The sequence below is a fragment of the Aeromonas sp. BIGb0445 genome, from assembly GCF_024809075.1.
Classification (GTDB): Bacteria; Pseudomonadota; Gammaproteobacteria; order Enterobacterales; family Aeromonadaceae; genus Aeromonas; species Aeromonas rivuli.
This window is the reverse complement of sequence record NZ_JANUES010000003.1, coordinates 151,541-174,500: the sequence shown is the minus strand read 5'-3', so window position 1 is coordinate 174,500 and position 22,960 is coordinate 151,541. Positions and strand designations below refer to the sequence as shown.

At 62.5% G+C, this 22,960-nt stretch carries 20 protein-coding genes; 10 read left to right on the top strand and 10 right to left on the bottom strand.

The window, feature by feature from the left end; genetic code table 11:
* The first annotated feature begins 111 nt into the window (after nt 1–111).
* The gene (locus tag M2367_RS07535; RefSeq protein ID WP_224432545.1) at nt 112–1,248 is read left to right on the top strand and encodes a M20 family metallopeptidase; all 1,137 of its coding nucleotides are present in this window, start codon (nt 112–114) and stop codon (nt 1,246–1,248) included.
* Between the two features lie 72 nt (nt 1,249–1,320).
* Here M2367_RS07535 and M2367_RS07530 read toward each other — a convergent pair whose 3' ends face one another.
* Together M2367_RS07530 and M2367_RS07525 are read right to left on the bottom strand one after the other, a co-directional pair.
* Complete coding sequence (locus tag M2367_RS07530) at nt 1,321–2,664, bottom strand: anaerobic C4-dicarboxylate transporter (protein WP_259236317.1); 1,344 nt, start codon at nt 2,662–2,664, stop codon at nt 1,321–1,323.
* A gap of 372 nt (nt 2,665–3,036) precedes the next feature.
* A complete protein-coding gene (locus M2367_RS07525; protein WP_259236316.1) occupies nt 3,037–3,645 on the bottom strand; it encodes a TetR/AcrR family transcriptional regulator in 609 nt (202 codons plus the stop codon).
* Nucleotides 3,646–3,878: 233 nt separating this feature from the next.
* Here M2367_RS07525 and M2367_RS07520 point away from each other — a divergent pair, with 233 nt between their 5' ends.
* The 3 genes from M2367_RS07520 (at nt 3,879) to M2367_RS07510 (ending at nt 7,060) form a co-directional block, all read left to right on the top strand.
* Complete coding sequence (locus tag M2367_RS07520) at nt 3,879–4,970, top strand: alkene reductase (protein WP_259236315.1); 1,092 nt, start codon at nt 3,879–3,881, stop codon at nt 4,968–4,970.
* 113 nt (nt 4,971–5,083) lie between these two features.
* Nucleotides 5,084–5,881 carry an SDR family oxidoreductase gene (locus M2367_RS07515; RefSeq protein ID WP_259236314.1) on the top strand — a complete coding sequence of 266 codons (798 nt, stop codon included), beginning with the start codon at nt 5,084–5,086 and terminating at the stop codon, nt 5,879–5,881.
* A 174-nt stretch (nt 5,882–6,055) separates the two neighbouring features.
* Nucleotides 6,056–7,060 carry an NADP-dependent oxidoreductase gene (locus tag M2367_RS07510; protein ID WP_259236313.1) on the top strand — a complete coding sequence of 335 codons (1,005 nt, stop codon included), beginning with the start codon at nt 6,056–6,058 and terminating at the stop codon, nt 7,058–7,060.
* A 76-nt stretch (nt 7,061–7,136) separates the two neighbouring features.
* Here the strand turns inward: M2367_RS07510 and asnS are convergent, their stop codons facing one another.
* Complete coding sequence (gene asnS, locus M2367_RS07505) at nt 7,137–8,537, bottom strand: asparagine--tRNA ligase (protein WP_259236312.1); 1,401 nt, start codon at nt 8,535–8,537, stop codon at nt 7,137–7,139.
* Nucleotides 8,538–8,705: 168 nt separating this feature from the next.
* Here asnS and M2367_RS07500 point away from each other — a divergent pair, with 168 nt between their 5' ends.
* Nucleotides 8,706–9,050 (top strand): hypothetical protein, encoded by a 345-nt coding sequence (locus tag M2367_RS07500; protein WP_259236311.1) that lies wholly within the window; start codon nt 8,706–8,708, stop codon nt 9,048–9,050.
* Here the strand turns inward: M2367_RS07500 and M2367_RS07495 are convergent.
* Together M2367_RS07495 and bioA are read right to left on the bottom strand one after the other, a co-directional pair.
* The gene (locus M2367_RS07495; protein WP_259236310.1) at nt 9,038–9,928 is read right to left on the bottom strand and encodes a HAMP domain-containing protein; all 891 of its coding nucleotides are present in this window, start codon (nt 9,926–9,928) and stop codon (nt 9,038–9,040) included. The genes M2367_RS07500 and M2367_RS07495 overlap by 13 nt on opposite strands.
* 128 nt (nt 9,929–10,056) lie before the next feature.
* Nucleotides 10,057–11,331, bottom strand: coding sequence for an adenosylmethionine--8-amino-7-oxononanoate transaminase (gene bioA, locus M2367_RS07490; RefSeq protein ID WP_259236309.1), 1,275 nt, complete (start codon nt 11,329–11,331; stop codon nt 10,057–10,059).
* A 165-nt stretch (nt 11,332–11,496) separates the two neighbouring features.
* On the opposite strand from bioA, the gene bioB reads away from it, so the two are divergent.
* From bioB to htpX, 5 genes are all read left to right on the top strand, one after another.
* Entirely contained in the window at nt 11,497–12,615 is a 1,119-nt protein-coding gene (gene bioB, locus M2367_RS07485; RefSeq protein ID WP_259236308.1) for a biotin synthase BioB, read from the top strand.
* A 109-nt stretch (nt 12,616–12,724) separates the two neighbouring features.
* The gene (bioF, locus tag M2367_RS07480; protein WP_259236307.1) at nt 12,725–13,882 is read left to right on the top strand and encodes an 8-amino-7-oxononanoate synthase; all 1,158 of its coding nucleotides are present in this window, start codon (nt 12,725–12,727) and stop codon (nt 13,880–13,882) included.
* Entirely contained in the window at nt 13,875–14,687 is an 813-nt protein-coding gene (bioC, locus tag M2367_RS07475; RefSeq protein WP_259236306.1) for a malonyl-ACP O-methyltransferase BioC, read from the top strand. The genes bioF and bioC overlap by 8 nt, the downstream gene beginning before the upstream one ends.
* A gap of 39 nt (nt 14,688–14,726) precedes the next feature.
* Entirely contained in the window at nt 14,727–15,407 is a 681-nt protein-coding gene (gene bioD, locus M2367_RS07470) for a dethiobiotin synthase (RefSeq protein ID WP_259236305.1), read from the top strand.
* Between the two features lie 104 nt (nt 15,408–15,511).
* A complete protein-coding gene (htpX, locus tag M2367_RS07465) occupies nt 15,512–16,387 on the top strand; it encodes a protease HtpX (RefSeq protein ID WP_224432557.1) in 876 nt (291 codons plus the stop codon).
* Between the two features lie 117 nt (nt 16,388–16,504).
* Here the strand turns inward: htpX and M2367_RS07460 are convergent, their stop codons facing one another.
* From M2367_RS07460 to M2367_RS07440, 5 genes are all read right to left on the bottom strand, one after another.
* Nucleotides 16,505–18,301, bottom strand: coding sequence for an MOSC N-terminal beta barrel domain-containing protein (locus tag M2367_RS07460; protein WP_259236304.1), 1,797 nt, complete (start codon nt 18,299–18,301; stop codon nt 16,505–16,507).
* Nucleotides 18,302–18,475: 174 nt separating this feature from the next.
* Nucleotides 18,476–18,694, bottom strand: a complete 219-nt coding sequence (locus tag M2367_RS07455) for a YdcH family protein (RefSeq protein WP_042042935.1) — start codon at nt 18,692–18,694, stop codon at nt 18,476–18,478.
* 343 nt (nt 18,695–19,037) lie between these two features.
* Nucleotides 19,038–19,631 (bottom strand): hypothetical protein, encoded by a 594-nt coding sequence (locus M2367_RS07450; RefSeq protein ID WP_259236303.1) that lies wholly within the window; start codon nt 19,629–19,631, stop codon nt 19,038–19,040.
* Between the two features lie 11 nt (nt 19,632–19,642).
* The gene (locus tag M2367_RS07445) at nt 19,643–20,989 is read right to left on the bottom strand and encodes an MATE family efflux transporter (protein WP_259236302.1); all 1,347 of its coding nucleotides are present in this window, start codon (nt 20,987–20,989) and stop codon (nt 19,643–19,645) included.
* Nucleotides 20,990–21,125: 136 nt separating this feature from the next.
* Nucleotides 21,126–22,949, bottom strand: a complete 1,824-nt coding sequence (locus M2367_RS07440) for a SulP family inorganic anion transporter (RefSeq protein WP_259236301.1) — start codon at nt 22,947–22,949, stop codon at nt 21,126–21,128.
* Nucleotides 22,950–22,960: the final 11 nt, after the last annotated feature.

Below are 22,960 nucleotides of genomic sequence, written 5' to 3'. Positions count from 1 at the left end.
CTGATTGAGTCTCATATTGAACGGCGCTGCCGTTGACCCGAGTCTCAGCTCCGGGCGCGCTGCCCAGGAAATCCTGAATGAATGGGGCCTGACCCCGCGTAGGAGAAGCTAATGTCGTTCTCTCTGGATGAATATCTGGCCGAACTGGCCCCGCTCATCAATCTCGATTGTGGCACCCGCACCCCGGCCGGGGTGGCCAAGGTGGCCGAGCTCATGGCCGAGAAGTACCTCTCCCTTGGTTGGCAGGTGCAGCGTCATCAATTCGCCGCCGAGTGCGGCCCCTGTCTCGAGATCACCAATGCGCCAGGGGCCAGTCATTATGACGTGATGTTGGTGGGGCATATGGATACCGTCTTCCCCGAGGGCACCGCCGCCAGGCGGCCACTGCGCATCGAGGGGGAGCAGGGGTTTGGCCCCGGTGTGTCTGACATGAAGAGCGGCCTGCTATCGACCTTCCATGCCCTCAAGGGGTTAACCCCCGATCTGCTGGCCCGGCTCCGGATCCTGGTGTGCTGCAACAGCGACGAGGAGCTGGGCTCGCCCTGGTCGAAGGAGTGGCTGATTGACAAGGCTCGGCAATCGGGTTGCGTGCTGGTGGCCGAGGCCGCGCGCCCGGATGGCTCCCTCATCAGCGCCCGCAAGGGCAACGCCAAGTACCGGTTGCGCTTTCATGGCCGCGCTGCCCATGCAGGTTCGGCGCTGGCGCAAGGGGTGTCAGCCATCACCGAATTCGCCCGTTGGGCATTGGCCATCAACGAGCTGGTCAATTTCGAGACGGGCACGACCCTCAACGTCGGCACTGTGCAGGGCGGTACCGGGGTCAATGTGGTGCCGGACTTTGTCGAGGCCATGGTGGATCTGCGCTTCTGGAGCAACGAGGAGGCTGAGCTCATCGATCATCGTTTCGCCTTTATGGCCAACAACCCCTTCCTGGCCGGGAGTCGAGTCGAGGTGGAGAGGCTTGGCTTCAAGCCAGCCATGGCGCCGAATGAGGATACCAAGGCCTTGATGGCACTGGTGGAGCGGGCGGGGGTGGCCGAGGAGATCACATTCAACTGGCTGGCGGCGGGTGGCGGCTCCGATGCCAACTTCACCGCGGCGGCCGGTGTGCCTTCGCTGGATGGTTTTGGCCCCATGGGAGGCGGTTTTCACTCCGAGGATGAGTTTTTGCAACTGGACAGCATAGGCCCGCGCATTCGTCTGCTGCGCCGGGTATTGAGGGAGCTGGCCGAGAGCCGGCCAGCATAGCCTGAGGGAAGGAGAGCATGCTGGGTGCGACAACGGGAGGCCAAGGCCTCCCGTTGTCATGGTGCATCGGACTTAGAGCAGTATGCTGGTCAGCACGTAGCCGAGGGAGCAGGAGGTTGCCACCCCGATCAGACCCGGAATGATGAAGCTGTGGTTGATGATGAATTTGCCGATGCGGGTGGTGCCGGAGCGGTCGAAACCGATACAGGCCAGATCGCTCGGGTAGGTTGGCAGCACGAAGTAGCCGTAGCTGGCGGGCAGGAAGGCGATCAGCAGCTTGGGTTCGACCCCCAGCGCCAACCCCATGGGGGCGATGGCGGTGAGGGCGGCGGCCTGGCTGTTGACCAGCTTGGAGATGAGGAACAGCACCAGGGCATAGGTCCAGGGCTGGGCCTGTACCACGTGGGCCAGGGTCTCTTTGAGCAGCGGCATGTGGGCCTGGAAGAAGGTCTCGCTCATCCAGGCGACCCCGAACACCGAGAAGATGGCGACCATGCCCGCCTTGAACACGGCGCCATTGGCAATGTCTCCGGGTTTGACCTTGCAGCGCATCAAGATGATGGCGCCGGCGATCAGCATCATCATCTGGATCACCAGGTTCATGGAGAGGGGGCCGGTCTTGTCCTTGATGGTGAAGACTGGGCGCAGCCCTTCGTTGGCACCGAGCAAGACCACGGCGGCGATGGCGGCGAAGAAGATCCAGGTCGACCAGTAGGCCTCTTTCGGGAACTTGGTGTTGAGCAGGGTTTCACCGCTGCCATAGATGAATTCGCGCTGCTGCGGATCCTGGATCCTGGCCTGGAACTCTTCGTCCTGGTCCAGATCCTTGCCACGGTGCAGGCTCCACAGGGCGGCCATCATCACCCCGCTCAATGAGGAGGGGATGGCGATCATCAGGATGTCGAGCAGGCCGTAAGCCTGACCTATGCCATGACCGGCCGCCAGGATGGAGACCATGGAGACCACAGCCACCGAGACCGGGGAGGCGCAGATCGCCATCTGGGAGGCAACGGAGGCGACCGCCATCGGGCGCTCGGGGCGAATGTTCTTCTGCAGCGCTATGTCATTGATGATGGGAAACATGGTGTAGACCACATGGCCGGTGCCGCACAGGAAGGTGAGGGTCCAGGTGGTGAGCGGTGCCAGCAGGGTGATGTATTGGGGATGACGGCGCAGCAGGCGCTCGGCGACCTGCATCATCAGGTTGAGGCCACCGGCGGTCTGCAGGGTGGCGGCGCAGCCTATCACCGCCAGTATGGTCAGCATCACCTGCACCGGCGGTTCGCCCGGCACCAGGCCGAACACGAAGGTCAGCAGGAACAGACCTATACCACTGATGAGACCCAGTCCCATGCCTCCGAAACGGGTACCCAGCAGCAAGCAGCCGAGTACCACCAAAAATTCCATCAAGATCATTCCATTACCTCGTGTGATTGAACCCATGTCCGCCCTGGATCAGGGCCCGGATCATCTGTGGTGATTAGCCACTAAATGGTTGGTAAGCACTCTATCACCCCTAAAGAGGTAGTAATTTGAGGCAGCGCAATAACCTGCCCATTTCCGATTCAAGTGCATAAAAACGATGGATATGCCCTTGAACAGAGGCGATTGGGGAATGGCAGGCGGGGGAAGAGAGGGGATCTCTGCGAGGAGCAGGATGGCATGCAGGAGAACGACCCCTGTCAGGGGGCGACTGAGGGGAAAGAAGAGGAGTGATAGACCAGAGAGGGGCTGGTCTGCATACCTGGCAATGAGTTTGGCAATGAGCTTTGCAGATCAGCTGGTAGCTTAACCGTCCCGGCTTGGCTCGGCGGTGGCTGTGTCTTCAGATGAGGAGAGCCGGGATAAGAGAGCGGCGCTGCAGGCATCCAGGATCTCATCGGCCAGTGGCGATTCATCCGGACAGGCCCGGGACAGCATGATAGCGCCGATCATCTGTGCCATCAGCGCTATCCCCCTGGCGCGATGCGCCTTGCCGTGCTGTAGATCCGATGGGTCGCCCAGTACCCCGGTGCGGGCCAGCATAGCTTCAATGCCGGCCTCGAAGGCAGCCTTGACCTGCACCGGCTGCCGCGCCGCATCGGCGCACAGTGCGGCCATGATACAGCCATCTCCCGGGGCATCGCGGTGCTCTCTGGAGAGGTAGTGCCTGACAAACTCGGGGCTAGCCAGGGCACTGGTTTTCTCCAGACTCTGTTCAAAGCCGCAGGTCGCGGCCTCCGCCATCAGATCCGCCTTGGCGGGGAAGTGCTTGTAGAAGCCACCGTGAGTGAAGCCGGCCGCCGCCATCAGATCCGCCACCCCCACGCCATCGTAACCCCGCTCGCGAAACAGTTTGGCTGCGGTGGCGACTATGTGTGCCCGGTTCGCCTGAGCCTGTGCCTTGGTGACCCTCATCCCGGTCGTCCTCTGAATCATGGAAGTGGTGATCACTATACATTGATGTTGGTCATCATCAAAATGCTTGACTGAAAAGATTATGATCGTCATCTTAAATGCGCAGACCCCGGGAAGGTGTTGAACGCTCTGACCCTCGATTGACCCTTGCAGCCCCCGAGCCTGGCGGCGCTATGTCGGGATACGGACTACCTTCCTTCCCAGACCCATGTTCCACACGACAGAGGCACGCCATGACAGACAAGAGACTCTTCGAGGCCTATTCCCTCGGCCCCATCACCCTCGCCAATCGCATCGTGATGGCGCCGCTCACCCGCAACCGTGCTGGCCCCGGTCTGGTACCGAGCGAGCATGCGGCTACCTATTACAGCCAGCGGGCCACGGCGGGTCTGCTGATCGCCGAGGCGACCCAAGTCTCCGCCCAGGCGCAGGGCTACCAGGATACTCCCGGCCTCTACACGGCGGCGCAGATTGCGGGCTGGCGCAAGGTGACCGAGGCGGTGCATGCCAGGGGAGGTCGTATCTTCGTGCAGCTGTGGCATGTCGGTCGCGTCTCCCACGTCACGCTGCAACCTCATGGTGCGGCGCCGGTGGCGCCCTCGGCCCTTCGCGCCCAGACCAAGACCTTCGTCAGCAATGATTTCGTCGAGGTGTCGACGCCCCGGGCACTGGCGCTGGAGGAGCTCCCCGGCATCGTCGACGATTTTCGTCAGGCGGCTGCCAACGCCATGGCGGCTGGCTTTGACGGGGTCGAGATCCACGGTGCCAACGGCTATCTGCTGGAGCAGTTTCTCAAGGATGGGGCCAACCTGCGTAGCGACGGCTATGGCGGCTCCATCGAGAACCGCGCGCGGCTGCTGCTCGAGGTCACCGCCGCCGTGGCCGAGGAGATAGGGGCCGATCGCACCGGGGTCCGAGTCTCCCCCGTCTCTCCGGCCAATGGCATCTCCTGCAGCGATCCCCAGCCGCAGTACGACTATCTGGTCGAGCGGCTCAGCGCGCTGGGGGTTGTCTACCTGCACGTGATAGAGGGCGCCACCGGTGGCCCCCGGGATGTCGCCCCTTTCGACTTCGCCTCCCTGCGTCGGCGCTTCAAGCAGAGCTATCTGGCCAATAACGGCTATGACCTGGCGCTGGCCAGCAGTGCTCTGGCCCAGGGCAAGGCGGACCTGTTTGCCTTCGGCCGCCCCTTTATCAGCAATCCGGATCTGGTCGAGCGCCTGCAGCAGGGTGCCCCGCTCGCCGCATTGAAACCCGAGACCCTCTATGGCGGCGGCGCCGAGGGCTACATCGACTACCCGGCCCTGGCGGGTGCCGGCGAGTAAGCGTGCATCGACGGGAAGCGTCATAGCACGCCCCCCGTCGACACAGCGCCATGGGGCCAGTGCCTTGCGCGACATCCATCCCGGTTCAACACGATCACAGAGAGAATGACATCATGACCATTAAACCCAGAGTGCTTATCACAGGTGCCTCCAGCGGCATTGGCGCCACCTATGCGGACCGCTTCGCCCGGCGCGGTCACGATCTGGTGCTGGTCGCCCGCGACGAGGCGCGGCTGACGGACTTGGCCGGCCACCTGCGCCAGGCGTACGGCGTCGCCGTCGACATCCTGCCCGCCGACCTCACCCAATCCCGGGAGCTGGCCGCCGTGGAGGCCCGGTTACGGGATGATGCCAGCATCGGCATCCTGATCAACAACGCAGGGATGGGCCAGTCGGGCCACTTCCTCGCCCAGACCGCCAGCAGCGTCGAGCAACTGGTGACCCTGAACACCACGGCCCTGGCACGCCTGGCGGCTGCCATAGCCCCACGACTGGTGCAAGCCGGGGAGGGGAGCATAGTCAACATCGGCTCCGTGGTCGGGCTCGCCCCCGAATTTGGCATGACGCTCTATGGCGCGACCAAGGCCTTCGTGCTGTTCCTCTCCCAGGGGATGAGCCTGGAGCTCGCTCCCGCCGGGGTCTATGTGCAGGCGGTGCTGCCCGCCGGCACGCGCACCGAGATCTGGGCGCGCTCCGGCATCGATCCCGACAGCTTGCCGGAGTTGATGGCGGTGGAGGAGCTGGTAGACGCGGCCCTGGTCGGTTTCGATCGCCGGGAAGTGGTCACCATACCGCCGCTGCATGAGGCCAGTCGCTGGGATGAGCTCGATGGCGCGCGCAAGGCGCTGCTCTCCGACCTTCGGCAGGCCCATGCTGCCGAACGTTATCAGGTTGCGCCTAAGGGCCGCTGATCCCGGCAACAAGACCGGCGGTCTGCTGGAGACGGCGCCACGCCCAACCCGTAGCTTTCCCTCCAGAGCGCCTCCTTTATCCCTGTGATGAGGTGCGCCCGACCTGTGTCACCGCACTGCATTGGACAGGGTGGTTTGCCCGGTTTCGGCCACCTCATGCTTTCTGGTAACAAGATGATGAAAGCCTTTGTGTTCAAACGTTATGGCCCGTCGGCTCGACCCGAGTTCACGGAACTGCCGCAGCCGACCATGGGGCCGGACGAGATCCTGGTCAAGGTGCATGCCGTTGGCCTCAATCCCATCGACACCATGATCCCGAAAGGCACCTTCAAACCCCTGCTCAAGTTTGAGCTGCCCGCTGTGCTCGGCAGCGATCTGGCCGGTGTGGTGATGGAGGTCGGCAGCCGGGTGACGCGGTTTAGGCCGGGGGATGCCGTCTATGCCAGCCTCTTCGATCTGGGGCGCGGCGCTCTGGCGCAATGGGTGGTGGTGCCCGAACACGCGGCGGCCCTCAAACCGGCCAGCCTCGACTTCGTTCAGGCGGCGTCAATTCCCATGGTGGCGCTGACGGCCTGGCAGGCCTTCACCGAGCAGGCCTCACTCGCGCCGGGCCAGAGGGTGTTCATTCCCGCGGGTTCCGGCGGCATAGGCTCCTTTGCCATTCAGCTTGCCAGGCACCTGGGGGCCTTTGTCGCGACCACCACCAGCACGGCAAACGTCGAGTGGGTAGGGCAGTTGGGGGCCGAGGTGGTGGTTGACTACAGACGGCAGGAGTTCGATGCGCTATTGCAGGGATACGATCTGGTGCTGGGTACCTTGCGGGGCGACGCGATCGAGCGGTCACTGTCGATCCTGGCGCCGGGGGGGCGGCTCCTGTCGCTGGTCGGCCCGCCGGATGCGGCCTTTGCGCGGGCGAGAAACATGAATGTCATCATGAGGGCCCTGTTTGGCCTGATGAGCCGGAGGATCCACCGTCTTGCCCGGCGACGGGGCGTCACCTACGCCATGATGTTCGTGCGCCCGGATGGCGCCCAGCTGACCCGGATTGCCGAACTGTTAGATGCGGGCAAGCTCAGGCCCGTCATCGACAAGGTCTTTCCATTTGAACAGACCGGCGAGGCGCTCGCCTATCTGGCGACCGGTCGGGCAAAGGGCAAGGTGGTCGTCAGCCTGGCGTAGGTGCAGGGCGACGGCAGGAATAAAAAAGCCGACCCTGGGGTCGGCTCTTGCACGGTGCGAGTCTGGCTCGGCGCGATTAGAACTCGGCGGTGCGAGGGGTACGCGGGAAGGGGATGACGTCGCGCACGTTGCCCATGCCGGTCACGTAGACCACCAGACGCTCGAAGCCGAGGCCGAAACCGGAGTGCGGCACTGTGCCGTAGCGGCGCAGGTCACGATACCACCAGTAATCTTCCTTGTTCAGGCCCATCTCGGCCAGGCGGGCATCCAGCACGTCCAGACGCTCTTCACGCTGGGCACCGCCGATGATCTCGCCGATCCCCGGGGCCAGCACGTCCATGGCGGCAACGGTTTTGCCGTCGTCGTTGAGGCGCATGTAGAAGGCCTTGATGTCTTTCGGGTAGTTCTTCACCACCACAGGAGACTTGAAGTGCTCCTCGGCCAGGTAGCGCTCGTGCTCGGAGGAGAGATCGATGCCCCAGGAGACAGGGAACTCGAACTTCTTGCCGCAGTTCTTCAGCACTTCGATGGCGTCGGTGTAGTCAATCTGGGCGAAGTCGGAGGAGACGAAGCGTTCCAGTCGGTCGATGGCATCCTTGTCGACGTGCTGGGCGAAGAACTCCAGATCGTCACGGCGCTCACTCAGCACGGCGTTGAAGACATACTTGAGCATGGCTTCGGCCAGGGCTGCGTTGTCTTCCAGATCCGCGAAGGCGATTTCCGGCTCCACCATCCAGAACTCGGCCAGATGGCGGCTGGTGTTGGAATTTTCGGCGCGGAAGGTCGGGCCGAAGGTGTAGACCTTGGAGAGGGCGCAGGCATAGGTCTCGACGTTGAGCTGGCCGGAGACGGTCAGGAAGGTCTCCTTGCCGAAGAAGTCCTTGTCGTAATCGACCTTGCCTTCGGGAGTGCGCGGCAGATTCTCTAGATCCAGGGTAGAGACCCGGAACATTTCGCCCGCGCCTTCGGTGTCGGAGGCGGTGATGAGCGGGGCGGCGATCCACAGATAGCCCTCTTCGTGGAAGAAGCGGTGAATGGCCTGGGCCAGGCAGTTGCGCACCCGGGTCACGGCGCCGACCACGTTGGTGCGCGGGCGCAGGTGAGCCTGCTCGCGCAGGTACTCGATGCTGTGGCGCTTGGCGGACATGGGGTAGGTGTCCGGATCTTCGACCCAACCCACCACTTTGACGTCGGTGGCTTGCAGTTCGAAGGCCTGGCCGCTGCCCTGGGAGGCGGCAACGATGCCGGTCACTTCCACTGAGCAGGCGGTGGTCAGACGCAGCACTTCATTCTCATAATTGGCCAGGGTATTGGGGACGACGGCCTGAACCGGGTGAAAACCGGAACCATCTGAAATGGCCAAAAATGAGATCCCCGCCTTGGAATCGCGGCGGGTCCGGATCCACCCTTTCACTGTCTGGGTGGTGCCAACCGCATATTTACCGGTCAGCACATCTACTACGGATGCGTGCGTCATCGAAATATTGTCTCCAGCTTGTTCTTGCAGCGCTATGGGTCCGCTCGGGCACTGCTTGGCCCATGGTGGCAGACTGAGCCGTCAATCTTACCCGCGCAGGTTTGATAAACAAGCAAAAATGTCGGACTCTGAAGGGATTGAGGGCCAATCGGGCATAAGGAGCAGAATGTGGCGGAACGACGGCGGGGGCAGGACAGGCTGATCGTGTTGCTGCACTGGCTGGCCATCGTCTGCTGGGCCTGTGTCATGGTGCTGCTTACCCTGTATCACTATGCCCGCCCCGAGATTGCCTATGGCTTCTTGCGCTATGGCGGCATTGCCGTCAGGGAACATTGGGATCCGGCCTTGACCCCCTGGCTGGAATACAGCCTCTGGGGCTGCGTTGCCTTCACCCTGCTGGTGCTGACGCTGCAATACCGGCGCAGCCGCCGGGAGCAAGATGGGTATCAGCTCTCCCTGATGGTCCTGCTGCTCATCCTCATCATCAGCTTGCTGCTGTTCTACTTCGGCTGACTCGGGCCAGAATGCCTGGTTCCAGGCTCATTGCCATCGGCGTTACCCTTATCTCTGCTCGGGGGCAGGGCGTCATGAGTGCTGGTCTGGCTTGCTGCGCAGTGGCGCTTGCCAAGCTGGCGCTCGACCCCGTCCAGCATCTGGTTATAGGCCAGAATGACGCGGCCAATCTCGTCTCCCTCATCCCCATCCAGTCGATGACCGAAATCGTGGCGATCGGTCGCCTCCTCGATGGCGCGGGTGAGCTGGTTGAGCGGGCGTACTATCCAGGTGCGGATCACCCAGAGGGTCAGCAAGAGCCCCAGGCCGAAGATCAGGGTCAGGCTGAGGGCCGAGGTGAGAATGTTCTGCTCGACCCGGGTAAAGAGGGTGTCGAGGGAGTAGTCGAAACGCACCGCGCCAAGCACGGTGTTCTCCGGCACCTGATGGCAACTGGTGCAGTCGGTGCCACGAAAATCGCGCTGGGCGAGCAGGGGGCGGGTCACCACTAACCGGCTGTGCTGGCCATTGTGCACCACTTCCATGCTGCCCTTGCCCGCCAACGCCAGGGTATCGAACTCATCTCTGGCGCCCTCGTTGTCGAGCCCTGCGCCAAATTGTTTGCTGACCGCGTCGCCGCGCAATATGCGGGCATCTTCGACGTGGGCGTGGTTCAGGAACTTGTGACGCAGGGTTTCCCGTGCCGCCATCTTGTTGGTCAACATCAGCATGTTGAGGCCGTCGAAGTAGGCCTCTATCTGTTCGCTGCTCTGCTCTTTGATCATGGTCAGGATAAGGTCGCGCTCGCGCACCGCCTGATAGGCCGCGGAGAAGACCAGCACCATGGAGAAGATAAACAGCAGGAAGAAATTGAATTTGGCGGCAATGGAGAGGCGCATGAGAGCAGTACATCTGTTGCTAAAACCCGCCGCGCAGTCTACTCGCCCAGGCCGTGCGGGTCTGATGGTTCGCTCACATTCTGGCGAAAAAGCCCCTGCATTGCCATGCGAGGGCTATTTGTCGAGACTCAGTATTCGCCGCTGGCGATGGCCTCATGGATGGCATGGGTCAGCACCCGCAGTTCCTCGGGGGTGATGACGAAGGGGGGCATCAGGTAGATGAGCTTGCCAAAGGGGCGGATCCAGGCACCCAGCTCGACGAACTTGCGCTGGATGCGCGCCACATCCACCCGCTCTTTCATCTCCACCACGCCGATGGCGCCGAGTACCCGCACGTCGGCCACCGCCGGGTTGAGGGTCAGTGCCACCAGTTCGGTGCGCAGCTGATGCTCGATGGCGGTTACCCGTTCCTGCCACGGCGAGGCCAGCAGCAAGTCGATGGAGGCGTTGGCCACCGCGCAGGCGAGCGGATTGCCCATAAAGGTGGGGCCGTGCATAAAGACCCCGGCCTTGCCGTCGCAGATGGTGCGGGCGACCTGCTCGGTGGTGAGGGTGGCCGACAGCGTCAGGTAGCCACCGGTGAGCGCCTTGCCCAGACACAGGATGTCGGGGCTGATCCCCGCCCAGTCGCAGGCAAACAGCTGGCCGGTACGGCCAAAGCCGGTGGCAATCTCGTCGGCGATGAGCAGTATGCCGAACTCGTCACACAGGGCGCGTACCCATTGCAGATAGCGAGGGTGGTAGAAGCGCATGCCGCCCGCTCCCTGCACGATGGGCTCGAGGATGATGGCGGCTATCTCCTCGTGGCGATCGGCGACCAGCTCCGCCAGCGCCACCACGCAGCTCTCATCCCACTGGGCGTGGAAACGGCAATCGGGGGCCGGGGCGAACAGCTGCTCGGGCAGGAAGCCTTGATAGAGCTCGTGCATGCCGCCATCGGGATCGCAGACGCTCATGGCGCCGAAGGTATCGCCGTGATAACCACCGCGCAGGGAGACGAACCGGGATCGCGGGCTGCCCTTGGCGTGCCAGTACTGCTGGGCCATCTTGAGCGCGACCTCCACCGCCACTGAGCCCGAGTCGGCCAGAAAGACCCTGTCCAGCCCTTTTGGTGTGATCTCCACCAGTTTGCGGCACAGATTGATGGCGGGCTCATGGGTGAGGCCACCGAACATGACATGGGACATCTTGCCGAGCTGGGCGCTGGCTGCGGCATCGAGCGCTGGCACCTGGTAGCCGTGAATGCTGGCCCACCAGGAGCTCATGCCATCGATTAGCACGCGGCCATCGCTGAGGGTGAGGGTTACCCCTTTGGCACTGGCTACTTCATAGCAGGGCAGGGGCTGAGTGAGGGAGGTATAGGGGTGCCAGATATGGTGCAGGTCGAACTCTTGATTGGTCAATTTATATCCACTTGTAATCTTGTTTGATCTGGTCGGTGTTGACAGTCTACGCGCGCTCTTTACACTAGCCAACAATTTCAGCCACTTGCCACGCAGGGTGCCAGTGCCGCGGGCGCTAGTCTGTCAGGCGGGCAGAGGCATATCTATAAAAAACGGAAGCCATCCATGAGCGCTCTTGTCGATTCCCCCTCTCTTCACGTCACCCAGGCCAACCCGGCTCGCCAGGGCGCCGTTCGCTATGACTGGGCCCTGACCGAGGTTGAGGCCCTGTTTGCCCTGCCGTTCAACGATCTCTTGTTTCAGGCCCAGACGGTGCACCGTGCCCATTTCGATCCCAACGAGGTGCAGGTCAGCACCCTGCTCTCCATCAAGACCGGCGCCTGCCCGGAGGATTGCAAATATTGCCCCCAGAGCGCTCGCTATCACACCGGGCTCGAGACCGAGCGGCTGATGGAGGTGGAAAAAGTGCTGGAGCGGGCCCGGGAAGCCAGGGCCAATGGCTCGTCGCGTTTCTGCATGGGGGCCGCCTGGCGCAATCCCAAGGAGCGGGATATGCCCTACGTCTTGCGCATGGTCAAAGAGGTGCGAGAGCTGGGCATGGAGACCTGCATGACCCTCGGCATGTTGACTGCCGATCAGGCCGCGCGCCTGGGGGCGGCCGGTCTTGACTACTACAACCACAACCTCGACACCTCCCCCGAGTTCTACGGCGACATCATCACCACCCGCACCTACCAGGACCGACTCGATACCCTGGCCAATGTCCGTGGCGCCGGTATGAAGGTCTGCTCCGGTGGCATCGTCGGCATGGGCGAGCAGGGCAAGGACAGGGCCGGCCTCTTGATGGCACTCGCCAATCTGCCCCGCCACCCCGAGAGCGTGCCCATCAACATGCTGGTCAAGGTGAAGGGCACCCCCATGGAAAATCAGCAGGATCTGGACCCCTTCGAGTTTGTACGCACCATAGCGGTGGCCCGCATCATGATGCCCGCCTCCCATGTACGCCTCTCCGCCGGGCGGGAGAAGATGAACGAGCAGATGCAGGCCATGTGCTTCATGGCTGGCGCGAACTCGATTTTTTATGGTTGCAAGCTGCTCACCACGCCGAATCCGGATGAAAACAGTGACATGCAGCTGTTCAAGCGGCTCGGCATACGCCCGGCCCAGCGAGCTCAGAAACCGGACGGGGTACAGGAAGAGGAGCTGTTGGCCCGGGTGGCCAGCCAGCCTGTGGGCGGCGATCTCTTCTATGACGCCAGTCATCCCAAGGGAAACCGTGCATGAGGGGCAGCGCGCATGAGCTCGGCCGCAACCCTGTGAGCCGATCTGAGTCCGATGCAAAGAAGCCGGTTCCCCATGGCAGTTGCGCGCCAACGCCAGCAAGGAGCGGACAATGAGTTCCTCCTTCGCCCTGGGGGAAGCCCTGGCCGCACGGGCGAGAGAGGGCTTGCTGCGTACCCGCCAGAGCGGTAACGGTGGCGCCGGTACCCGGCTGCAGGTGGCGGGGCGCGACTATCTCAACTTCTCCTCCAACGACTATCTCGGGCTGGCCGGTCACCCGGCCGTGGCCCTCGCCTTCAAGGAGGGACTGGATCGCTATGGGGCGGGATCCGGGGCATCGCCGCTGGTGACCGGCTACAGCCACGCCCATCAGGCGCTGGAAGAGCAGCTTGCCGACTGGTTGGGGCTGGAGGCGGTGTTGCTGTTCAACTGCGGCTTTTCTGCCAATCAGGCGGTGCTCAAGGCGCTGCTTGGCAAGGAGCACTTGCTCTGGCAGGACAGGCTCAATCACGCCTCCTTGCAGGAGGCGGGCAGCCTGCTGCCCTGCACCATGAAGCGCTTTGGTCACAATGACATGACTCAGCTCGCCGCCCAGCTCGAGCCGGGTCGGGGTCTCATCGTCTCGGAAGGGGTATTCAGCATGGATGGGGATCAGGGCCCCTGGTCCGAGCTCGCCCGCCTGGCCGAGCAGAGCCGCAACTGGCTGATGATAGATGATGCCCATGGCCTGGGGGTCTTGGGCGCCGAGGGACGCGGTACCCTCAACGAGCAGGGGGTCGCGGCCCGACGAGTGCAGATACAGATGGGCACCTTTGGCAAGGCCCTCGGGGTGGCTGGCGCCTTTGTCGGCGGCAGTCGCGAGCTGGTGGACTATCTGGTCAACTTCGCGCGCCCCTATGTCTACAGCACCCATATGCCGGCGGCCCAGGCCCATGCTGTGCTGCGTGCCGTCGAGCTGGTGCGTGCGGGCAGCGAATCGCGGGAGCGGCTGCGCCAACTCATCGGCCGTTTTCGCGAGGGGGGGCGCCAACTGGGCTGGACCCTTGGCATGAGTGCGACCCCGATCCAGCCGCTGCTGGTGGGCACGAGCGAGGCTGCGACCCGGCTCTCGGCCCGCTTGCGCGAAGGGGGGCTCTGGGTGAGTGCCATCCGCCCGCCCACGGTGCCCGTGGGCGCGGCGCGGCTGCGCATCACCCTCTGCGCCGCCCACAGCGAGCAGCAGATAGATCGGCTGCTCGATACCCTGGGGGAGGCCAAGGCCCATGTTTGAGATGCATCAGGGCAACCTGGACCAGGCGTGCGAACCCTTCCAGCGGGTCGACAAGGGGGCGCTGGCCCGGCGTTTTGGTGCCGCCGCCGCCTCTTACGATGCCCATGCGCGCTTCCAGCAGGAGGTGGGGCAGGCACTGCTGGCCAGGTTGCCTGAGGGGCACTGGACAGCAGGGCTGGATCTGGGCTGTGGCACAGGCTTCTTCCTGCCTGCCTTGCAACAGCGTTGCAGCCAGCTATGCGGTTTGGATCTCTCCCCCGGCATGCTGGCCCAGGCCAGGCTGCGGGCCAGCGATGCCCGTCTGCTGTGCGGCGATGCCGAGGCGCTGCCTCTGGCCGATGCCAGCCTTGACCTCGTTTTTTCCAGCCTGGCGCTGCAGTGGTGCGAGCGACCAGAGCAGGCATTCAGTGAATTGAAACGGGTGCTCAGGCCTGGTGGCCAGATCCTCTTCTCGACCTTGCTGAGTGGCTCGCTCTGGCAGCTGGCCCAGGCCTGGCAGGCGGTGGATGACCGCTCCCACGTCAATCGCTTCCTCGGCGAAAACCAGCTCAGAGCCGCCCTTGAAAATGCGGGCTTTCAGTCCCCAGATATAGTTGTGCGCCCCTGGCATCTGGGTTACGGCCAGGTGCTGGCACTGCTGCGCGATCTCAAGGGCATAGGAGCGAGTCAGGTCAACGAGGGGAGCGAGGGCGGATTGGGCGGTCGTGCCCGGCTCGCCCGGCTCATCGAGGCCTATGAAGCCTTTCGCCGCCCCGACAAGTTGCTTGAGGCCAGCTACAGCGTGGCACTGGTGCGGCTCGGTTGACGGGACCTAGCTTCTTATTTTCACCCCATGTCAGGAGTGGTGATGACGACCTTTTTTATCACGGGTACTGATACCGATGTGGGCAAGACCCTGGTCAGTCGCGCCTTGTTGCAAGCTGCCAATGCTCAGGGCCGATCCTGTGTCGGCTACAAACCCATCTCGGCCGGTTGTGAACCGACGCCACAAGGGCTGCGCAACAGGGATGCCTTGCAGTTGCAGCAGGCCGCCAGCCTGAGCCTGTCCTATGAGTGGGTCAATCCCTTCGCCTATGCGCCCCCCATAGCCCCGCACATAGCGGCGGCTCAGGTGGGGCAACCCATAGTGGAAGCCGAGCTCACGGCCGGATTGCGCCGGCTCGAAAATAGCGGTGCCGAGCTGGTACTGGTGGAGGGGGCGGGGGGTTGGCATCTGCCGTTGAATGCGCAGCGGCTGCTCTCTGACTGGGTGAGCGATCTGCGCCTGCCCGTGGTGCTGGTGGTGGGCGCCAAGCTGGGCTGCCTCAACCATGCCCTGCTGACCCTGGCCGCCATCGAACAGGCGGGTCTGCCTCTGGCTGGCTGGGTGATGAATCGGCTGCCCTGTGGCATGAGCTGCTACGAAGAAAATCTGGCGACCCTGCGCCAACGTTTGCCCGCGCCTCTGCTTGGCGAAATTCCGATATTGAGCGAGCCAGATAGCGCTAACGTGCAGGAATATCTCGATATTTCCCTGTTGCGCTGAGGGCAGCATTCAGGGAGCATTCATAGAAAACCACTAATATGTGTGACAGGGAGCACAGTACGGTCTACCGCACTGTGCCCAACTCATTCTCACAAGGAGTCTATATGAAGCGAATTATGCTATTCCTGGTGACCAACCTGGCCGTCATGCTGGTGCTGGGGGTGGTACTCAATATCCTGTTCTCGGTGCTTGGCATCAGCAAATCCAGTATCTCTGGCTTGCTGATCTTCTGTGCCGTGTTCGGTTTTGGGGGTTCCTTTATCTCTTTGCTGATGTCCAAGTGGATGGCCAAGCGCAGCTATGGCGTCCAGGTCATCGAACAGCCCCGTAACGAGACAGAGCACTGGCTGGTCAGTACCGTGGCTCGTCAGGCCCGCGAGGCGGGGATCAAGATGCCGGAAGTGGGCATCTATGAGTCCGCCGACATGAATGCCTTCGCCACCGGTGCTCGCCGGGATGACTCGCTGGTAGCTGTTTCGTCCGGTCTGCTCTACAGCATGAGCCGCGACGAGGCGGAAGCCGTGCTGGCCCACGAGGTGAGCCACGTGGCCAACGGCGACATGGTGACCCTGACCCTGATCCAGGGGGTGGTGAACACCTTCGTGATGTTCTTCGCCCGCATCGTGGCCGGTGTCATCAGCAACTTCTTCAGCTCCAATAACAGCGAGGAGAGCAGCAGCTCCGGTGGCTTCGCCTACATGATCACCGTGTTCGTGCTGGAGATGATTTTCGGTGTGCTGGCCTCCATGATCGTCATGTGGTTCAGCCGTCAGCGTGAGTTCCGCGCCGATGCAGGTGCCGCCAAACTGGCGGGTCGTGACAAGATGATAGCGGCGCTGCAGCGCCTCTCCCGTGGCGCCGAGCCGCAGATGGAGGGCGCCATGATGGCCTTTGGCATCAACGGCAAGCGCTCGGTGAGTGAGTTCTTCATGAGCCACCCGCCCATCGAACAGCGTATCGCCGCCCTGCGTCAGGGGTGATCCCATACCATGTGAAACGGCTGCCTCGGCAGCCGTTTTTTTATGGGTTTTTTAATTGGCTGACCGATCACCCCAGTCTGGCCCGTCCTGAATGGATGGCCAGACCGGGGCCCGCAATCAGGCAATCTCGATGTCGGTCAGGGGAATGGCGCAGCAGGTCAGGATCTTGCCCTCGGCACGTTCGGCCTCGGTGAGCGCGGGGGCGCTCGCCTGCTCAACCTCGCCAGCCACCAGGGTCTGCTTGCAGCTGCCACAGATCCCGGCCCGGCAGCTCCAGGGCAGCTCCAGTCCCTGCTTGCTGGCCTGATCGAGTATGCTGCCCTGATTGTTGCCAGCAAAGGACTTGCCGGCTATCTGCAGGGTCAATTCCTGATGAGGGCGCGCGCTGATGAGGGGCGCTCCACCGAAACTCTCCTGACGAATACGGCTCACCCCGGCCCCTTGCAGCAGGGTGATGGCGTGTGCCATGAACCCTTGCGGGCCACAGAGCAAGACTTCCCGCTGGTGCAGTTGTTGCACCCGCGCGAGGTGGTCGGCCTCGAGTCGGCCATGCAGCCCCTGCCAGTGGCTATCGGCCTGGCTCAAAATAAGAGTAAGCTGCATGCCTTGGCGGGCCAGGGCGTGCAGCTCCTCGGGGGCGGGAATGTCAGCCTCGCTGCGGCACTGATGCATGAAATGCACGTCGCCGAGTTCACCGCGCAGGGCCAGGGTGCGGGCGATGGCGAGCATGGGCGTGATGCCTGAGCCGGCAGAGAGCAGCAGCAACTTGCGCTCAACGGCAAGCTGGAAATCACCGTCAGGATCCTTGGCCAGTATGCGATCGCCGACCTTGAGGTGGCGGTGCAGCCACTGGGAGAGCCGCCCGTCGGCCTGACGTTTGACGGCAATGGCGTAGCGACCCGGCGCATCCGGTGTGGAGCAGAGGGTGTAGCGACGCTGCACCCGTTCCCCCTTGATATCGACAAAGATGGGCAGATGTTGACCGGCCTGGTAGTCGGCCAGGGGTTCGCCATCCTCGGCCTCGAACCAGAAGCTCTCCAGATCCCGGGCCAGTGACTCGCGTGCCACGCAGACTAACGCGCGTTTCCTGGGCGCGCCGTTGCCGTAGACCTGGGGCCGCACCCGCTCCAGGACCTCTATCTCGCAGCCAGCCTCTATCCATCCCTCATTGAGGGCGACCAGGTTCTGGCCGAAATAGACGTCGCTATCCTCGCCGCGGCGGTAGCGGCTAAGGGTCGCGAGCGGTTCTTTGAGCGCGTTGAAGCGGCTGGTTCCGGGCTCGACTGTGGTCATGATGCAGCGGCTGCATGGCTTGGCGACCAGAAATTCCACCTCGCCGATACGAACGCGGCGCCAGCCATCTTCCTCGAAGGGACGCAGACCACTGGCCACCAGATTGGTGCGAAACTGACTCATCTGATGCAGGGCATCGGATCTCAGGTTGAGATCCTCAAGGGAAGCCTGACCTATCAGCAGCAGGGGATAACCATCGGCGAAGCTGACCCGGGTGCCGGTTTTTTCACGAAAACGGGCAGACTGATCGCCTAGCCAGAGCAGGAATACCGACTCTCCCGCCACCCGGCTCAGCCAGTGATCCGCTCGCTCATGGGTACGTAGCGCGGTGAAGTTGTCGCCCCAGACCCCGGTGGATTGAGGGGTGAGCAGGAAATCCTGTTCCAGCAGCGTGAGCAGCTCCTGGCCCGGATAGCGCAGTTGCAAGCCGCCCTCGACGGGGCTGGCGACCACTTGCTGCAACTGGGGGTGGGTGCGGGCCGTGATGAAGGTGCCGTCCGGCTTGACCACCATGTAACGCCGGTCGCCATCCAGTCCCTCCTCGCCAACTCGGGCCCGGCTCAGGGCCATGCCAGCGGTGGATTTGATGGGATAGAGATGAATACTGTCCAGACGGGGCATGGTGCTCTCCTTGAGCGTGGCAGGGCGAGGGCACAAGATAGCGGTTTGCCCCCTAAAGCTCAATCGAGGCGCAGTCGGTGCCACGGGTCAGGCAGACGAAAAACCCGGCCTATGGGCCGGGTTGAGTGGATAAATTGCTTATCCGTGCTATCACGCGATCAATTTTCTAGGCATTCAATGAGACTGATGTTGTTTGAGGATGTCGTATATCTCCTCTTTGAGTTTAAGTTTCTGTTTTTTCAGATCTCTCAACTCAGGACTGAAGTCGCTGGCATGATGCTTTTCCAGTTTTCTGATGGTCCCGTCCAGCTCGTTGTGTAAGGCAAACTTCTCGTGGAAATGGTCATCACTGCTCTTCAGTTGCGAGATAAGGTCTCTGTACTCTGGGAACATGTAATGTCGCCTCCTTGTTGCGCTTGGGTGTGCCGACACCATTAAAACTACACCCCGGAGTGCGAGATAGATGTGATCGAGATCGCAGTTATGAGCTCTCTTTTTGCCCTTGTCATCACGACGTCACAAGGGACTGATGCAGGCTGGCGTCATCGCGCAGCACGGATGTGTTCGCCGAACACCCGGGAGCGCCACAGGCAAGGCAGGGGAAGCGTGTTAATAAAGGGGAGCAGAGAAAGGGATGCTCATAGAAGAGGTGCACAAGGGGGCAGTATGCTCATGGAAGGCGTGAACAAAGGGGCCCATAGGCCCCTTTGTTCATATTGCGAATAGCCGTGCTGGGCTATTCCTTCTTCTTTTTGGGCTTCTCGGGCAGCGCCTTGCCATCCCGGGCGATGACCTTGCCCGCTTCAAAACCAATCTGGGCCGCTAGCTCCTCGAGATCTCCCGCCTTGGCTTCGCTGCCGATGGCATAGCGATAGTTGGCGATGGTGATCTTCTCGGCCACAGGGGTGCCCGGGACTATGGGTTCACGCCAGCCTTGTCCTATGTGCGCCACCAGGGTGCCATTCATGATGAGTTCGCCGACTATCTCCTGGCTCGGTTGACCCTTGCCGAAGGTCAGCCCCTGGGGATGCTTCTTGCCAACCAGAGGGGCGTCACTTGCCGGGAGCAGCTTGGTGCGGATCAACCACTTGGGATCCTGGGTCTTGCCGAGGGCCTTGCCGGTCTGATACTCGTTGATCTTGATGGTCTTTATCATCTGGGCGGTGAACGCTTTGGTCAGCGCCTTCTGAGCCTCGTTTGCTGCATCTATGACGATGGGGGCCACATACCAGGTTTGGGGCGCTGGTGCCTTGGGGGCCGTGGCGGCAGTTTGCGCCAGGGCCAGAGGGCTGAGCAGCAGAGTAGCCAACAAGAGTCCGATTTTCTTCATTCTGATCCCGCTTATGTTTCAACTAGGAGTTTGTTTTGCCAGCGACGACTGCGCCAGCGCCAGAACATGGCCAGTCCACGCACCCATTCATCACAGGCGAGTGCCAGCCAGATGCCGACCAGTCCATAGCCTTGCATGATACCAAGGTAATAGGAAAGGGGAACGGCGATGCCCCACATGGACAGCAGTGCCATGTAGAGCGGGAAACGGGCATCCCCGGTGGCGCGCAGGGCATTGATCACCACCAGATTGAAGGTGCGGCCAGGTTCGAGGATGAGGCTGATTAGAAATAGCTGGGCCACCATGTCGATGATGTCGCCATCGGCCGTGAACAGGCTGATGATCTGCCGTCCGCTGATGGCCACGGCAATGGCGATCAGGGTGGTGACGATCAACCCCAGCTTGAGACTGTGCAGCAGCTGGGCGTAAGCCTGTTCGAAGCGACGCGCCCCCGCTAGATGGCCGATGATGATCTCGTTGCCAAGGCCGATGGAGAGGCCAAACAGCAGAATGAACAGGCAGATCTGGAAGAAGTAGGACTGGGTCGCCAGCGCCTTGTCACCGAGCAGGCCGACAAAAGCCGTCACCACCATGAACTGCAGCATCCAGGAGAGGTTCTCCCCCGCCGCCGGCAGGCCGATATGCAGCACCTTGCGCAACATGGGGCGGCTGGGTTTGAGGATTTCGGGCAGCCGCAGCCGTATCCCCGTCTTGCGAGCCACCAGCCAGACCAGCAGCACCACACCCACCAGGCGGCCCACGACGGTGCTGATGGCGACCCCGGCGACCCCGAGCTGAGGCAGACCAAACCAGCCATAGAGCAGCAGCAAGTTGCCGACGAAGGTGATGAGGTTGACTATCAGGGTCACATACATGGCCTGACGGGTATGGCCGTGGGCGCGCAGGGTCGATGCCAGACAGAGGGCCGCGGCCTCGGGCAGCAGGCAGAGGCCGATGATTTGCAGGTAGAGCAGGGCATCCCCCATCAGGTGATCCGGCAGGTTCATCAAGGCCAGCATGGGCGCCGCCCCCAGCATGACCCCCACGGCGGCGACCAGCCCGACCAACAAGTTGAAGCCGATGGCGGTGTGGATGACGACCCGTGCCTTCTCCCGGTCGCCGGCGCCCAGATACTGGGTGATCACCACGCTGGTGCCGATGCTGACGAAGCTGAACAGGGTGATGGCCAGATCGAATACCTGATTGCCGACCGCCAGCGCCGCTACGCCCTGGTAGGAGACGTGGCCCACCATGAAGGTGTTGAGGGCCCCGGTCAGGAAGTGCAGGGCGAGATCGATAAACAGCGGCCAGGTCAGCGCGAACAGCGTGCCCGGTCCGGCTTGGGATTGAGTGTGCATGGGGAGTCCAAATACTGGGGATGGCCCTCGTCAGTGCCATCTGGACGGGCATTTAACACCAAGCGGGTGCGGGGTGCAATCTTGCACTGAGCAGAGCGCGCCAGACCTCCCTTCATCGGGAAGGCCTGGCGTCGGTTCAGGCTTGGTTGGTCGTCGCCTCTTGCTCGCAGGGGAGGGTGAGCCGCGCCGAGTCTGGCAGCGCATCATCTTTGGGCCACTGGGAGAGGATAGCGTCGGTGGTGCTCTCCACCACCTCGTCATCCTTGAACAGAGGCTCGCGGTAACAACGGGTCATGCGCAGCGCCTGATACATGTCGGGGCAGAGGATAATGCCTTCGTCGCCGACCCGGATCCCGGCCTGACGGAACCAGTGACTGAGCTGGCCGTGGCGGCCTGCCATCACCATATGGATACCACGGCGCTTCAACTCGCGGTGCAGCTCGCCGACCATGCTCATCACGCTGATGTCCTGATGGGTAAAGCAGGCAACGGCGTCCACCACCAGACACTGGGGGCTATGGGGATCTTGCACCAGCAGCGCCAGCACCCGCCGTTTGAAATAAGGGGCATTGAAGTAGGTGAGCGGCGAGTTGAAGCGGTAGACCAGCACCCCCGGGATCGCCTTGGCCTGCTCGTTGTCGCCCAGGGTGCGCACTACCCCCTCATCGTCCATGCCGAGCAGTTGATCCGTCGGACGCATCACGTTGCGCAGGAATTGGAACAACCCCAGCAGCACCGCCAGGGTGATGCCGGGGATGACCCCCATGGTCAGCACGCTGATGAAGGTGATCAGCGCCAGCCAGAAAGCGGCGCGGTCGGAATCTTTCAGCGCCCACAACCCCTTGAGATCGAGCAGGGAGAGTGATGCCATTACCAGCACCACCCCGAGGGCGGCGGTGGGGATGTATTGCAGCGGTGAGGTGAGGTAGAAGGCAATAAAGCCGATGATGATGGCGGCGATGATGGAGACCAGCTGGCTCTTGCCACCGTTGGCATCGTTGACCGCGGTGCGCGAGTCGGCGCCGCTGATGGCAAACCCCTGGGAGACGGCGGAGGCCAGATTGGCCATGCCCAGTGCCCTGAACTCCTTGTCCGCATCAATCTCATAGCCATTCTTGGAGGCAAAACTGCGGGCGGTGAGCATCATGGAGACGAAGCTCACCATGGCAAGGTTCAACGCCGGCAATACCAGCTCACGGAGCAGTCCGGGGGGAAACTCCGGCATCTGGAAGGCGGGCAGGCCCGAGCCAATGGTACCGAGGGTATCAATCCCGAACTGCCCCAGATGACCGACCCACACCAGAGCGGCCGTGACCACCATGGCCACCATGGAGGAGGGCCATCCCGGTCGATAGCGTTTGCTGACCAGCAGTATGAGCAGGGTAAAGAGGCTCATGGCCAGGGTGGGCAGATGGGTGCGCGCCAGATAGTTGGTGCCGCTCATGATCCGCTCGATGAGGTAGCGCTCGTCGAAGGTGAAACCCAGGATCTTGGAGAGCTGGCCCACCATGATGGTGATGGCGACCCCGTTGAGCAGCCCCATCAAGATTGGCCGGGAGAGAAAATCGGCAAATACCCCCAGTTTGAAGCGGCTGGCGAGCAGGCACCAGAAGCCCGTCATGGCGGTCATCGTCATGACCAGCTGCCAATGACGGGTCGCATCGCCTGCGGCAAGGGGGGTGACCACGGCGGCGATGACGGCGCAGGTGGCGGCATCGGGACCGACAATGAGCTGGCGTGAGGTGCCAAACAGGGCATAAACCATCATTGGCAATATGCAGGAGTAGAGGCCGACGATGGCACCGACCCCGGTCAGCTCGGCATAGGCGATGGCCACAGGGAGGGCGACGGCGGCCACCGAGAAACCGGCCCGCATGTCGGGCAGCAACCAGGCCCGCTGGTATTGCAACAAGGCAACCAGTCCCGGCAGCCAGCGCTCGAGAGAGAAGAAATCGCGCATCATGAAACCCG

What these genes read in the sequence shown, in the direction of transcription:
- M2367_RS07530 (WP_259236317.1), bottom strand. Translation starts at nt 2,664, where the DNA reads ATGATCTTGATGGAATTTTTGGTGGTACTCGGCTGCTTGCTGCTGGGT.
- M2367_RS07525 (WP_259236316.1), bottom strand. Translation starts at nt 3,645, where the DNA reads ATGAGGGTCACCAAGGCACAGGCTCAGGCGAACCGGGCACACATAGTC.
- bioC (WP_259236306.1), top strand. Translation starts at nt 13,875, where the DNA reads ATGTTTGAGATGCATCAGGGCAACCTGGACCAGGCGTGCGAACCCTTC.
- htpX (WP_224432557.1), top strand. Translation starts at nt 15,512, where the DNA reads ATGAAGCGAATTATGCTATTCCTGGTGACCAACCTGGCCGTCATGCTG.
- asnS (WP_259236312.1), bottom strand. Translation starts at nt 8,537, where the DNA reads ATGACGCACGCATCCGTAGTAGATGTGCTGACCGGTAAATATGCGGTT.
- M2367_RS07460 (WP_259236304.1), bottom strand. Translation starts at nt 18,301, where the DNA reads ATGCCCCGTCTGGACAGTATTCATCTCTATCCCATCAAATCCACCGCT.
- M2367_RS07520 (WP_259236315.1), top strand. Translation starts at nt 3,879, where the DNA reads ATGACAGACAAGAGACTCTTCGAGGCCTATTCCCTCGGCCCCATCACC.
- M2367_RS07445 (WP_259236302.1), bottom strand. Translation starts at nt 20,989, where the DNA reads ATGCACACTCAATCCCAAGCCGGACCGGGCACGCTGTTCGCGCTGACC.
- bioB (WP_259236308.1), top strand. Translation starts at nt 11,497, where the DNA reads ATGAGCGCTCTTGTCGATTCCCCCTCTCTTCACGTCACCCAGGCCAAC.
- M2367_RS07450 (WP_259236303.1), bottom strand. Translation starts at nt 19,631, where the DNA reads ATGAAGAAAATCGGACTCTTGTTGGCTACTCTGCTGCTCAGCCCTCTG.
- M2367_RS07535 (WP_224432545.1), top strand. Translation starts at nt 112, where the DNA reads ATGTCGTTCTCTCTGGATGAATATCTGGCCGAACTGGCCCCGCTCATC.
- M2367_RS07495 (WP_259236310.1), bottom strand. Translation starts at nt 9,928, where the DNA reads ATGCGCCTCTCCATTGCCGCCAAATTCAATTTCTTCCTGCTGTTTATC.
- M2367_RS07510 (WP_259236313.1), top strand. Translation starts at nt 6,056, where the DNA reads ATGATGAAAGCCTTTGTGTTCAAACGTTATGGCCCGTCGGCTCGACCC.
- M2367_RS07515 (WP_259236314.1), top strand. Translation starts at nt 5,084, where the DNA reads ATGACCATTAAACCCAGAGTGCTTATCACAGGTGCCTCCAGCGGCATT.
- bioF (WP_259236307.1), top strand. Translation starts at nt 12,725, where the DNA reads ATGAGTTCCTCCTTCGCCCTGGGGGAAGCCCTGGCCGCACGGGCGAGA.
- M2367_RS07440 (WP_259236301.1), bottom strand. Translation starts at nt 22,949, where the DNA reads ATGCGCGATTTCTTCTCTCTCGAGCGCTGGCTGCCGGGACTGGTTGCC.
- M2367_RS07455 (WP_042042935.1), bottom strand. Translation starts at nt 18,694, where the DNA reads ATGTTCCCAGAGTACAGAGACCTTATCTCGCAACTGAAGAGCAGTGAT.